The organism is Achromobacter sp. T5-5, from assembly GCF_055397965.1.
Map to the genome: position 1 here is coordinate 2,164,719 of NZ_AP027919.1, position 12,219 is coordinate 2,176,937.

The 12,219-nt window shown below is 67.3% G+C and carries 13 protein-coding genes; 9 read left to right on the plus strand and 4 right to left on the minus strand.

Going from position 1 to position 12,219, the window contains the following annotated elements:
* Positions 1-24: 24 nt before the first annotated feature.
* Positions 25-1,374 (plus strand): glucarate dehydratase, encoded by a 1,350-nt coding sequence (gene gudD, locus ACZ50Q_RS09730; RefSeq protein ID WP_464081347.1) that lies wholly within the window; start codon positions 25-27, stop codon positions 1,372-1,374.
* Positions 1,375-1,426: 52 nt separating this feature from the next.
* Here gudD and ACZ50Q_RS09735 read toward each other — a convergent pair whose 3' ends face one another.
* Positions 1,427-2,110, minus strand: coding sequence for a hypothetical protein (locus tag ACZ50Q_RS09735; protein ID WP_464081348.1), 684 nt, complete (start codon positions 2,108-2,110; stop codon positions 1,427-1,429).
* A gap of 2 nt (positions 2,111-2,112) precedes the next feature.
* A complete protein-coding gene (locus tag ACZ50Q_RS09740) occupies positions 2,113-3,144 on the minus strand; it encodes a TRAP transporter substrate-binding protein (protein WP_464081349.1) in 1,032 nt (343 codons plus the stop codon).
* A gap of 180 nt (positions 3,145-3,324) precedes the next feature.
* On the opposite strand from ACZ50Q_RS09740, the gene ACZ50Q_RS09745 reads away from it, so the two are divergent.
* Entirely contained in the window at positions 3,325-4,155 is an 831-nt protein-coding gene (locus ACZ50Q_RS09745; RefSeq protein WP_464081350.1) for an IclR family transcriptional regulator, read from the plus strand.
* On the opposite strand, the gene ACZ50Q_RS09750 is transcribed toward ACZ50Q_RS09745, so the two are convergent.
* Positions 4,152-4,982 carry an IclR family transcriptional regulator gene (locus ACZ50Q_RS09750; protein WP_464081351.1) on the minus strand — a complete coding sequence of 277 codons (831 nt, stop codon included), beginning with the start codon at positions 4,980-4,982 and terminating at the stop codon, positions 4,152-4,154. The genes ACZ50Q_RS09745 and ACZ50Q_RS09750 overlap by 4 nt on opposite strands.
* Before the next feature lie 136 nt (positions 4,983-5,118).
* Here ACZ50Q_RS09750 and ACZ50Q_RS09755 point away from each other — a divergent pair, with 136 nt between their 5' ends.
* The 7 genes from ACZ50Q_RS09755 to ACZ50Q_RS09785 all read left to right on the plus strand — a co-directional run bounded on the left by ACZ50Q_RS09755 (position 5,119) and on the right by ACZ50Q_RS09785 (position 11,265).
* Positions 5,119-6,126, plus strand: a complete 1,008-nt coding sequence (locus ACZ50Q_RS09755; protein ID WP_464081352.1) for a TRAP transporter substrate-binding protein — start codon at positions 5,119-5,121, stop codon at positions 6,124-6,126.
* A gap of 20 nt (positions 6,127-6,146) precedes the next feature.
* A complete protein-coding gene (locus tag ACZ50Q_RS09760; RefSeq protein WP_092581417.1) occupies positions 6,147-6,590 on the plus strand; it encodes a type II 3-dehydroquinate dehydratase in 444 nt (147 codons plus the stop codon).
* A 43-nt stretch (positions 6,591-6,633) separates the two neighbouring features.
* Positions 6,634-7,209 (plus strand): TRAP transporter small permease, encoded by a 576-nt coding sequence (locus ACZ50Q_RS09765; protein WP_464081353.1) that lies wholly within the window; start codon positions 6,634-6,636, stop codon positions 7,207-7,209.
* Complete coding sequence (locus tag ACZ50Q_RS09770; RefSeq protein WP_464081354.1) at positions 7,206-8,486, plus strand: TRAP transporter large permease; 1,281 nt, start codon at positions 7,206-7,208, stop codon at positions 8,484-8,486. Before ACZ50Q_RS09765 ends, ACZ50Q_RS09770 begins: the two co-directional genes overlap by 4 nt.
* A gap of 69 nt (positions 8,487-8,555) precedes the next feature.
* Complete coding sequence (gene pcaH / locus ACZ50Q_RS09775; protein WP_464081355.1) at positions 8,556-9,257, plus strand: protocatechuate 3,4-dioxygenase subunit beta; 702 nt, start codon at positions 8,556-8,558, stop codon at positions 9,255-9,257.
* Positions 9,258-9,260: 3 nt separating this feature from the next.
* Complete coding sequence (pcaG, locus tag ACZ50Q_RS09780) at positions 9,261-9,839, plus strand: protocatechuate 3,4-dioxygenase subunit alpha (protein WP_464081356.1); 579 nt, start codon at positions 9,261-9,263, stop codon at positions 9,837-9,839.
* Between the two features lie 28 nt (positions 9,840-9,867).
* The gene (locus ACZ50Q_RS09785; RefSeq protein ID WP_464081357.1) at positions 9,868-11,265 is read left to right on the plus strand and encodes a 3-carboxy-cis,cis-muconate cycloisomerase; all 1,398 of its coding nucleotides are present in this window, start codon (positions 9,868-9,870) and stop codon (positions 11,263-11,265) included.
* A gap of 31 nt (positions 11,266-11,296) precedes the next feature.
* Here ACZ50Q_RS09785 and ACZ50Q_RS09790 read toward each other — a convergent pair whose 3' ends face one another.
* Positions 11,297-12,217 (minus strand): GntR family transcriptional regulator, encoded by a 921-nt coding sequence (locus ACZ50Q_RS09790; RefSeq protein ID WP_464081358.1) that lies wholly within the window; start codon positions 12,215-12,217, stop codon positions 11,297-11,299.
* Positions 12,218-12,219 lie beyond the last annotated feature (2 nt).

Sequence of the window (12,219 nt, forward strand, 5' to 3'; positions counted from 1 at the left end):
GCCGGGCTATTTCAAGAAGCAATCATGACTCTCCACGCATCGCAAGCCTCACGCCAGACGCCCACGATTACCGACATGCGGGTCGTGCCCGTCGCCGGCCAGGACTCCATGCTGCTCAATCTGAGCGGCGCCCACGCGCCTTACTTCACGCGCAACCTCGTCATCCTGACCGACAGCGCCGGCAACACCGGCGTGGGCGAAGTCCCCGGCGGCGAGAAGATCCGCGCCACGCTGGAAGACGCGCGCGCGCTCATCGCGGGCAGCTCCATCGGCAACTACCAGCACACGCTGAACCGCATGCGCCAGGCGTTCGCCGGGCTGGACAGCGCGGGCCGCGGGGCCCAGACCTTCGACCTGCGCGTGGCCATCCATGCCGTGACGGCGGTGGAATCGGCGCTGCTCGATCTGCTGGGCCAGCATCTGGGCGTGCCTGTCGCCGCGCTGCTGGGCGAGGGGGTGCAGCGCACCTCCGTGCAGATGCTGGGCTATCTGTTCTACGTGGGCGATGCCGCGCAGACGCCGCTGCCCTACCAGACGGCGCCCGACGCCGACGGCTGGCTGCGGGTGCGGCATGAAAAGGCGATGACGCCCGAGGCCATCGTGCGCCTGGCCGAGGCCGCGTATGACCGCTACGGCTTCCAGGATTTCAAGCTCAAGGGCGGCGTGCTGCGCGGCGAGGAAGAGGTCGAGGCGATCCGTGCGCTGCACGAGCGTTTCCCCGAGGCGCGCATCACGCTCGATCCGAATGGCGGCTGGCTGCTGAAAGACGCGGTGCGCCTGTGCCGCGATCTGCATGGCGTGATGGCTTATGCCGAAGACCCCTGCGGCGCCGAAGGCGTGTTCTCCGGCCGCGAGGTCATGGCCGAGTTCCGCCGCGCCACCGGCCTGCCCACCGCCACCAACATGGTGGCCACCGACTGGCGCGAGATGGCGCATGCGCTGTCGCTGCAATCGGTCGACATTCCGCTGGCCGACCCCCATTTCTGGACCCTGCAGGGCTCGGTGCGCGTTGCCCAGACCTGCCAGGCGTTCGGCCTGACTTGGGGTTCGCACTCCAACAACCATTTCGACGTGTCGCTGGCGATGTTCACGCACGTGGGCGCCGCGGCGCCGGGCAAGGTGACCGCGATCGACACGCACTGGATCTGGCAGGACGGCCAGCACCTGACCCGCAACCCGCTGCAGATCCGCGACGGCTACATCGACCTGCCGCAGACCGGCGGGCTGGGCATCGAACTGGACCTGGACGCCGTCGACAAGGCGCACCAGCTTTACCTGCAGCACGGCCTGGGCGCGCGCGACGACGCGACGGCGATGCAGTATCTGATCCCGGGCTGGCAGTTCGACAACAAGCGGCCCTGCATGGTGCGTTGAACGTCGGCGCGGCGCGCAAGCTATGCGGGTGAAGGCGGGGCCGGGAGGACGCTTACGTCGCCCGGGCCGGCTCCAGGGTGTGGGAGAGGCAATAGACTTCCGACCAGGCCGGCGCCTCGCCCGTGTACGCGCGCATCTGCGCCGAATTGAGGATTTCGCCGTCGCAGGCCGTCACGGCGTTGATGGCGTAGCCGTTGACGATGTAGATCCAGTCGGCCGCGCGGTCCTTTCCTCCGCGTATCTGCTGCTCGGCAGTGGCCGCCATGCGCGGCGTGTCCGTCACCAGCAGATGCGCGCCGGTCAGTCCCGGCCGCGCCGCCGCGGCGGCTGCATGCGCCTTCAGGTACGCATGCAGCGCATCCTCAGACCCCGCCCGCGGCGACAGGCGCAGGGTCAGCGCATAGCGCGCCAGGCCGCCGCCGACGCTCTCCAGCACGCGGCACTGGCTGCGGATCATGTTGCGATGCTGCGGCATGAGCTTGGTGGACCAGGGGGTGGGCGCGTTGAGCCGGTCGAGGTAGCCGGGAGACACCAGCGTCGCGTAGGCGTCCAGTTCATACATGACGAAGAATCCCTCGCCTCCGTGCGCGCTGGTCCAGCGGGATCCGCGCAGGAATCCGGGGATCCCCATGCGCTCCGGAAAGTGCTCATGGCTGTGCCAGTCTTCGAACTCCGCGCGCCAACCCGGCGACATGTCCCACCACATGGCGATGGCGGCTTTTCCAAGAATGGCCATGGTCACTTCTTGGTCCGCAAGGCGGCGATTTCCGCGGTGACCTGCTGCATGACGTCGGGACCGATTTCGCCCGCGAATTTGTCCACGACCGGTTTGACGGCGCCGCGCAGGCGGTCGACCGCTTCGGGCGTCAGGGCATTGACCTGCATGACCTTGCGCAGGTCGTCGAGGGCGACTGCTTCCTTGGCTTGCGAGATGCGGCGTTCCTCGGCCTTGGCCTCGGCGGCCGCCTCCAGGATGATTTTGCGCTCCGCTTCCGACATGCCGTCCCACGTCTTGCGGCTCATCAGGAAGGGCATGCCCGTGTAGATGTGGCGCGTCAGCGACAGGTACTTCTGCACTTCGGCGAACTTGGCGGACAGGATCACGCCCACCGGGTTGTCCTGGCCGTCGATCGCCTTGGATTCCAGCGCGCCGTAGACTTCGCCGAACGTCATGGGCACCGGATTGGCGCCCAGGGTCTTGAACATGTCGATGTAGACGGGCGCGGCGATGACGCGCATTTTCAGGCCCTGCAGGTCCTGCACCTGCGCGATGGGGCGCTTGCTGTTGGTCATGTTGCGAAAGCCCAGGTCCCAGATTCCCAGTCCGACCAGACCGTGGTCGTACAGGCCTTTCAGGAGCCCCTGGGCGACGGGTCCGTCCGAGACCGCGTAGGCTTCGCGCGCGTCGTTGAACAGGAACGGCAGATCGAAGACCATGAACCGCTTGTCGATCCCGGCCAGCAGCCCGGTCGCCATCGACGTGAAGTCCAGCGTGCCGCCGCGCACCGCCGACAGATTCTGGGGGTCTCCGCCCAGCACCGCATTGGCGTAGATCGACACTTTCATCTTGCCGCCGCTTTTCTCCGCGACCAGATCGGCAAACTTCTGCGCGCCCTGGCCCAAGGGATGGTCCGCGGCCAGACTGAAGGCGAACTTCATCGTGCGCGCCTTGATGTCTTGCGCAATCGCCGTTCCCGTCACGGCAAGGCAGGCCAGGAGGGATGCGGCCGCATTCACGGCAATGCGCAGGGACATAGTCTTTGAAGTCATCACAAGCACCTTTCTCGGTTGTCGTTGGCAAAGGTCCGGTTGATGCGGCGGCGGAACCATGGGTTCAATATCCGGCTGCGAGCATAGGGCATAATTTTGAATCCCGTTCAAAATTTGATCGAATTCAAAAATTGAACGATGAATTGAATGACGTCATGGGCGAAGCCGTGGGAGGGCGCGATGAGCGGGGCAATCGAAAAGACACTGGCGTTGCTGGAGTACCTGGCCGCTCACCCTGAAGGCGCGAACCTGGCCGATATCGCGGATGCCTTGCACCAGTTGCGCAGCGGATGCCATCGGACCCTGCACGAACTGATCAAATTCGGCTACGTCCGCCAGACTTCCGTGCGGGGCGAATATGCGTTGACGACGAAGCTTGCCTCAATGGGCCTCAGTTTCCTGAGCCGATCCGGCGTGATCGACATCGCTCAGCCGGTGATCGACCGCTTTGCCGCAACCACCGGAGAGCTGGTGCGCCTGGCCATCGTCGACGGCAAGCGCCTGACGCTGGTGGCCAAGGCCCAGGGCGCGAAGTCCGGCCTTCTTTACGATCCGGACATGGGCATCGATCTGCGCCTGTCGTGCAGCGCGGCGGGACACGCCTGGCTGATGACGCTGCCCGAAGACCAGGCCATCGCCTATGTCACCGAGCAGGGGCTGGGCAAGCCGCGCGACTTCGGTCCGAATGCGCCCACGTCGATACGGGCGCTGCTGGCCAGCCTGGATACGCATCGCCGTCGGGGCTACAGCATCCTGCAGGATGTCTATGCCGCAGGCATGAGCGCGATGGCGGCGCCCGTCCGGCGTCCGGGGCAACAGACCACGGGCGTCCTGGTGGTGGCCGGCCCCTCGCAACGCCTGACCCTGAAGGCCATGGAGAAATCCGGGCCGGCGCTGCTGCGTGCGGCAAGCGAGCTGGCGCAGGCCGCGGATGCGTCGCCGCTGCTGCGCTCGGCGCGCGTGGGCACCTGGGGAAACGGCCCCGGCCCGGAGCCGGAGCGCGCGGTTTAAGGGGCTGGGGGGGCCTCGTCTCCGGAATTGCGCCCCTGCATGGGAAAGCGCGTCCTGAACATGGGCGAGGCCAGGCTGGCCAGCGCGAGCTCTTGCGCGGCCGCCAGGAGATCCGGGCCCAGCGCCTCCATCCGCGCTTCCGTCAGCCGCATCGCGGGGCCCGCGATGCTCAACACGCCGATGGCGGGTTCGCCCTTGCGCTGCACGGGCGCGGCCATGGCGGTCATGCCCGGCGCGAACACTTCGTTGATCATGGCGTAGCCGCGCTTGCGGCCGGCCTGGAGCATCTTGGTCAGGGCGGCGATGGTGGTGGGGGCGTTGGGACCGTATTCCTCGGGTGACCCGAAGCCCTGCCGCGAGACCAGGTCCAGCGCGCGCTCGTCGCTCATCGTCAGCATCCAGGCGTGGCCCGAGGCGCTGCACGACAGCCTGGCTTCGGATCCCATCTCGGGGTCATAGCGCAAGCCATGGCGGGCGCCCTGCGCCTTGGCGACCCAGGTGAGGCGTTCGTCGTTGTCCACGATGGCCAGGCGCACCAGCTCTCCCGAGATCTCCGCCAGGCGGTCCACCAGCGGCTGGGCGATGTCGACGATACCGGTGGCGGCCAGATAGCTCAGGCCGATCGATGCCACCCGCGCGGTGAGCGCGTAATCGCCGTGGTCCCGTATCTGGCGCACGTAGCCGCAGCGGCACAGATCCGTCAGCAGGCGGTGCGCGGCGCTCTGGGGAATTTCCAGTTGCTGGGCGAGGGAAGCGAGGGGCACGCCTTCGGGTCTGGAGGACAGGTACTCCATGACGGCGAGCGCGCGTTCAAGAACTCCGGCCATGTCATCTCAACAAGGTTGGGGGGTGATGGGGTAATGGATGATAACCCTAGGTGGAAAACTATTCCACTCGGAATTACATTCCAGTACCGAGTCTTGCCAGACATCGAAAAAATTCCAAAAAACACCGGAGACAACGATGAAGACCAGCATTTGCCGCATCGCATTGATGGCCGCGCTTGGCGCGACCGCCCTGACGGCCGCCGCGCAGGACATCCAGGAACGCACGATACGCTTCGGCCATCTGAACAACACCGATCATCCCGTGAGCGCGGGGGTGCAGAAGTTCACCGAACTGGTGGCTGCAAAGAGCGGCGGAAAGCTGAAGGTCAAGGAATTCCCGGCGTCCCAGCTCGGCAATGAAATGCAGCAGCAGTCGGGGTTGCAAGGCGGGGTGCAGGAAATGTCGGCGCCGGCCTCGACGTCGCTGGCGGGCATCGTCAAGGAATTCGGGCTGATCGACCTGCCGTTTTCGGTCACCGACTTCGGCCAGGCGGACGCCTTGCTGGATGGGCCGCTGGGCCAGGCCCTGATCGCCAAGCTGCCCGAGAAAGGCCTGGTTGCGCTGGGCTTCTGGGACCTGGGCTTTCGCAACGTGACGAACTCGCGGCATCCCATCGGCAAGCCGGAGGACCTGTCGGGCCTGAAGATCCGGGTGATTCCCAACCCCGTGTTCCTGGAGACGTTCAAGGCCTTCAAGGCCAATCCGGTTCCCATGCCCTTCGCGGAACTGTACGGCGCGCTGGAATCCAAGGCGGTCGACGGCCAGGAGAATCCGTATTCGGTAATCCTGTCGAACAAGTTCTACGAGGTGCAGAAGTACGTCAGCGCGACCAACCATGTGTACGCGGCGAACATCGTGCTGGTCAGCAAGAAATTCTGGGACAAGCTGTCGCCCGCCGAGCAGAAGATCCTGCACGAAGCGGCCGACGAGGCCCGCGGCTACCAGCGCAAGGTCAGCCGGGCCGCCGCGCAGAAGGCCGTCGCGGAGCTGCAGGCCAAGGGCATCCAGTTCAACACCATCGAGCCGGGCGAAAAGGCCCGCATGCAGCAGGTCGTCAAGCCGGTCATCGAGCACTTCACCAGCAGCTATGACCCGGCAATCGTCAAGCTCTACAACGACGAACTCGCCCGCATCCGCAAGTAAACCGCACCCGGCCTCCCATCATGAAGATCCTTGTCCTGCACGGCCCCAACCTCAATCTGTTCGGCCGCCGCGAGCCGCACATCTACGGCACCACGACGCTGGCGGAGATCAACCAGCGCCTGGCGGCGCTGGCCGCGGAACTGGGCGTCCAGTTGGCCACGCTGCAATCGAACCATGAGGGCGCGCTGATCGATTTTCTGCACGAGAACATCGACGCCGCCCACGGCGCGCTGGTCAATCCCGCCGGTTTGACGCAGCACGGCGTGCCGCTGCACGACGCCATCAAGGCCATGCCGTTTCCGACGCTGGAAGTGCACATGTCGAACATCGCCGCGCGCGAGACCTGGCGCGCGCATTCGATCATTTCGCCCGCGGTGCGCGGCACGGTGCAGGGGCTGGGGCCGCTGTCCTACCTGATGGCGCTGCGCGGCCTGGTCGGTCTGTTGCAGGACGCCAAGGCATGAGGCGGCCCGACCTGCATCCGCAATCGCGTCGAGGGGCCCGGACATGGTCGCCATAGACAGATTCATCGGCGCCATCTGCCGCGTGCTGGAATTTGCCATCGCCCTGCTGCTTGCGGCCATGGTCGTGCTGGTCTTCGGCAATGTCGTCGCGCGCTATGGCTTCAACTCGGGCATCACCCTGTCGGAGGAACTGTCCCGGTGGATGTTCATCTGGCTGACCTTCCTGGGCGCGGTGATCGCCCTGAAAGAACGCGGGCATCTCGGCATGGACATGGTCGTGGCCAAGCTTCCGACGGCCGGCAAGAAGATCTGTCTCGTGCTGGGGCAGTTGCTCATGCTCTACATCGTCGGCCTCATGTTCAAGGGGAGCTGGGCGCAGGCGGTCATCAATGCGGACGTCAGCGCGCCCGTGAGCGGCTTGCCCATGGCCATCGTCTACGCGGCCGGGCTGGTGTTTTCCGTGATGGCGGGCCTCATCATCGCCGTGGATCTGTACCGCGTCCTGACCGGCAAGCTGCGTGATGCGGACCTGATCATGGTCCAGGAATCCGAGGAAGCCGTGCAGCTCAAGCAGATCCTGGACGAAGCGGGCAATGGCGCGCCAGGGAGAAGCGCATGACGATTGCAGTCTTCATCGGATCGCTGCTGGGCGTCATGGCGCTGGGCGTGCCCATTGCCTTCGCACTCCTGGCGAGCGGCGTGGCGCTCATGTGGCATCTGGACATCTTCGATGCGCAGATCCTGGCGCAGAACGTCATCGGCGGGGCGGACAGCTTTCCGCTGCTGGCGGTGCCGTTCTTCATGCTGGCGGGAGAAATCATGAACGTTGGCGGGCTGTCCCGCCGTATCGTGGACCTGGCCCTCGCGCTGGTCGGACACGTGCGGGGCGGGCTGGGCTACGTCACGATCATGGCGGGCTGCCTGTTGTCGGCGTTGTCGGGATCGGCCGTGGCCGACGCCGCGGCCCTGACCGCGCTGCTGCTGCCCATGATGGTCAGCGCCGGACACAAGAAGCCGACCGCAGGCGGCCTGATCGCCGCCACCGGCGTGATCGGGCCGGTCATTCCCCCCAGCATCGGACTGGTCATCTTCGGCGTGGCGGCCAACGTGTCCATTTCCAAGCTGTTCATGGCGGCCATCGCGCCCGGCCTGATGATCGGGGGCGCCCTGTGGCTGACGTGGGCCTGGCTGGTCCGGCGCGAGAAGATCGTTCCGCCGCCGCGCAAGTCCGCCCGGGAGATCGTCACCGCGTTGCGCAAGGCGGGGTGGGCGCTCATGCTGCCGGTCATCATCCTGGTCGGCCTGCGCATGGGCGTCTTCACCCCGACTGAAGCGGCGGTGGTCGCCGCCACGTACGCCTTGCTGGTGTCGACGCTGGTCTACCGGGAGCTCAAGCTCAATCAGCTGTTCGCGGTGTTCGTGTCCGCGGCCAAGACCAGCGCCATCGTCATGTTCCTGATCGCGGCGGCCATGGTCAGCGCCTGGCTGATCACCGTGGCGGACCTGCCCGCCAAGGTGGTGGACATGCTGCAGCCGTACATGGGCAACAAGATCCTGTTGATGGCCGCCATCATGGCGCTGGTCATGGTGGTGGGCACGGCCATGGACATGACGCCCACCATCCTGATCCTGACCCCCGTGCTGATGCCGGTGGTGCGCGCGGCGGGCATCGATCCGGTGTATTTCGGCGTGCTGTTCATCATCAACAACTCGATCGGCCTGGTAACCCCGCCCGTGGGCACCGTGCTCAACGTGGTGGCGGGGGTCGGAAAGATGAAGCTGGACGACGTGACGCGCGGCGTCCTGCCGTTCATGGCCGCGGAGTTCCTCGTCATGTTCCTGATGGTGGCCTTTCCTGCCCTGGTGATCGTTCCCGCGCGCTGGTTCGGCGGATAGCCGGCCAGGACACCCATGCTGCCTGGCGCGCCGGCCGCGCCGGCGGCGTCTCATAGGAGATTTGCCGCGATGTCCAATCTTGCCCAGTACCGGCGTCCTTTCTGGGACACCCAGCCCGGCTATCGCTTCGATCCGTACGGATCCACCCGTTTGCGCTCGCCGAACGAACCGCTGATCGTCGTGCCCCAGACGCTGTCCGAGATCACCGGGCCGGCGTTCGGCGCGGAGTTCGTCAACAAAGGCGACAACGACCTGACGCGCGTGTCCTCGGCCGAAGCGATCGGCGAGCGCATTCTCGTGTCCGGCCGCGTGCTGGACGAGAACGGCAGGCCCGTGCCCGATGCGCTCATCGAGATCTGGCAGGCCAACGCCGCGGGCAGATACCTGCACAAGCGCGACCAGCACGACGCGCCGCTGGATCCGAATTTCAGCGGCGAAGGCCGGACCGTGACGGATGCGCTTGGCCGCTACCAGTTCAAGACGATCAGGCCGGGGGCGTACCCGTGGGGCAACCATTTCAACGGATGGCGGCCGCAGCATATCCATTTTTCGCTGTTCGGCCGCGCCTGCGCCACGCGCCTGGTCACCCAGATGTATTTCCCGGGCGATCCGCTGCTGGAGTTCGATCCCATATTCCAGTGCGTGCCCGATGCCAAGGCGCGCAACCGGCTGATTGCCGCGCTGGACTGGGAAACCACCGTGCCCGAGTACGCGCTGGGCTACCGCTTCGATATCGTCCTGCGCGGGCGCAACGCAACGCCCATGGAGTAACGCATGCTCTATCCCACCTGTTCGCAGACCGTCGGCCCCTATCTGCACATCGGACTGTCGGGGCTGAACCGCGATGACCTGACGCAAGGCCTCGGCGACCTTGGCGCGACGCCCGTCATCATCGAAGGACGCATCATCGATGGCGAGGGCAATCCCGTGTCCGACGGCATGATCGAGATATGGCAGGCCGATGCGCGCGGCGTATACGGCCACCCGGACGACCCCAGGCATGCGCCGGGCGACGCCGGCCGGGCGGGATTCAGCGGTTTCGGACGCGTGCCCACGCAGGCGGACGGCGGATTCCGCTTCACCACCATCAAGCCGGGGGGCGTGCCGGCGCCGGACGGCCAGACGCAGGCGCCGCATCTGGTCGTGTCCGTTTTCATGCGCGGCCTGCTCAAGCACCTTTCGACCCGCATGTACTTTCCGGACGAAGCGCGCGCCAACGAGCAGGACTGGATTCTTGCCAGGGTTCCGGCCAGCCGGCGCGCCACGCTGGTGGCGCAGCCGGCCGAAGGCGGCGCCCTGCGCTGGGACATCATCCTGCAGGGGCCGGGCGAAACCGTGTTCTTCGACATCTGATTATTCCGTGCGCGCAGAGGCCTATCGCATGAGCATCCCTTCCGGGCTGACCGAAGCCATCTACTCAGACAGCGTCATCCTGGCCCAGTTTTCGGGCGCCGGGACCGTCAGCCAGATGCTCGTCGTGGAGGCCGCCCTGGCGACGGCGCAGGCGCAGTGCGGCGTCATCCCGGCGGACGCGGCGCGGATCATCCATGGGGTCTGCCACGGTGGCGAGGCGGCCGCGATGCTGGACCTGGACGCCATCGCCGCAGCCGCCGTGCAGGCGGGCAATATCGCGATCCCCTTCGTCAAGCAATTGACGGCCGCCGTCGCGCGCACGGATGCCGAGGCGGCCCGGTACGTGCATTGGGGGGCAACCAGCCAGGACATCCTGGATACGGCGCTGGTCCTGCAGCTGCTGCAGGTGGGCGCGAGGCTGGACCAGGGCCTTGCAAGCGCCACGCAGGCCTGCGCGCGCCTGACCGTCGCGCATCGCGACACCATCATGGTGGGGCGCACGTGGCTGCAGCATGCCTTGCCCACCACCTTTGGCGCCAAGACCGCGGGCTGGCTGGAGGCGCTGGCGCGCGGCCGGCAGCGGCTGCGGCAGGACACGTCGCAGATCGCGCTGCTGCAGTTCGGCGGCGCGGTGGGCACGCTGGCCAGCCTGGGGCCGGCGGCGGCCGACGTGTCGCGCGCCCTGGCCGCCGAATTGGGGCTGGGCGTGCCCGCGATGCCGTGGCATACGCATCGCGACCGTCTTGCAAACCTGGCGGCCTCGCTAGGCGTGTTGAGCGGCACGATGGGCAAGATCGCCCGGGATGTGTCGTTGATGGCGCAGTCGGAGATCGCCGAGGTGAGCGAACCGTCGGCGCCCGGACGTGGCGGGTCCAGCACCATGCCGCACAAGCGCAATCCGGTGGGCTGCGCCGCCATCCTGGCGGCCGCGATCCGCGTGCCGCCGCTGGTGTCGACCATGCTGTCGGCGATGACCCAGGAACACGAGCGTGCGCTGGGCGGCTGGCAGGCCGAGTGGGACGCGCTGCCGCAGCTTGCCGCATTGACCGGCGGCGCCTTGCGCCACCTGACCGGCGTGCTGGACGGCCTGGAAGTGGATCCGCGGCGGATGGCGCAGAATCTGGAGACCACGGACGGTCTCATCCTGGCCGAGGCCTACATGCTGGCGCTGGGCGCTCGCCTGGGCCGCCTGCCCGCGCATGCCTTGGTCGAGCGCGCGTCGCGGGATGCGGTGGCCAGGGGGCTGGCCCTGCGCGACGCGCTGCGCGATGCCCTGGACAGCGATGCCGCGACGCGGGGTCTGCTGAGCGACGATGAATTGAACCGTCTTGCCGATCCGGCCAACTACGTCGGCCAGGCGCGCGCCATCTGCGACAGGGTGTTGGCGGATTGGCGCGCGGCAGGGGACGAGGGGCACGCGGCCTGAGCGCCGGCGGCCCGGTCCGCGCGGGGCGCGCTCAGGACTGCCGGCGCAACCGGGCCAGCTCGGCCGACAGCTCCGCCACCAGCGCCTGTGCGCGCGCCAGCGGGTCATGTTCCTGTGGATCGTGGCCCGGCGCGTCGTGTCCATTGGACGGCGCCGGCGATTCGCTGGGGGTGTCGTGCAAGCGGGGGTGCACGCTTTCATGTCCCATGCTGACGTCCACGTCGAACACGAGCTGTTCGGCGCGGTGCCAGGTGGTGAACCATTCCAGCGGCTTGCCATGCTGGTCCATGCCCTGGCCCTGCAGCATCAGAAGCGGCGTGCCCGCCTGCGTGTCGAGCAGGGCGGCGAGCTTTTCGTCGGCGGCGACGGCGCGGATCTGGTTGCGGCCGGCGCCGGGGCGCAGGCCGAATTGCCGCGTCAGCACGCCGTGCAGGGAGGCATCGACCAGATGCTCGGCGCGCAGGCCCGGCACGGCGTCGGCGGGAAGCCAGGTGCGCACGTAGGCCAGCGGCGCCTCGGCGACATGGCGCAGGCGTTCCAGCATCAGGAGGCGAGTGGTGCCGAAGAACTCGGCGACCTCGGCGGGGGGCGTTGCCGGCCCCAGGGCCAGCACGCGGGTCTGCAGCGATACGCCCGACTGGGCGAACTGTTCGTAGAGGCCGGTGGACCGCTGCACCAGCCGCCGGTGTTCCTGGGGCGCCGCCACGGTGGCGGGACGCCCGGATTCGCGCTGGATCAGTCCTTCGGCGGCCAGGGCCGCCAGGGCCTGGCGCACCACGCTGCGCGCCACGCCGAAGCGGTCGCACAGCGCGGCCTCGCTGGGCAGCACGGCGCCTGCGGCGAGCTTGTTCGAGCGGATGTATCCGCGCAACCGCGACGCCACCTGGGCGTGCAGCGGGATGTCTCCCGCGCGGTCAAGATCGGGCAATGCGTCGTGCGTGGCGGGCGCCATGG